At 44.0% G+C, this 259-nt stretch carries 1 protein-coding gene; it reads left to right on the top strand.

The annotated features are described in order from the left end of the window. A partial coding sequence (locus AAEY88_RS14280) for a hypothetical protein (protein WP_350563450.1) occupies nt 1-259 on the top strand: 259 nt, incomplete at both ends.

Raw genomic sequence — 259 nt, 5'->3', positions numbered from 1 at the left:
CGCTGAAAGCAGCGCTAAAGAGAGTGTTGACCATGCTAATTATTCTTCGCAGGTGCTCAGCGAAATTAACCGTGAAGTTACTGAAATTGCAGATATGAATACTCAAATATCAACCGCAACTCAGGAGCAAAAAATGGTCGCAAATGAGCTAAGCAGTAATATTAATGAGTTTAGCGCGAGTATCACGTCGGTTAGCGAAAGCTCACAGCAAAATGCACAGGCATCGCAAGAACTCGCACAGCTTGCGGCAATGCTACAA

This window comes from Psychrobacter sp. CAL346-MNA-CIBAN-0220 (assembly GCF_040309805.1).
Lineage (GTDB): Bacteria > Pseudomonadota > Gammaproteobacteria > Pseudomonadales > Moraxellaceae > Psychrobacter.
This window is presented reverse-complemented; position numbering and strand designations above follow the sequence as displayed.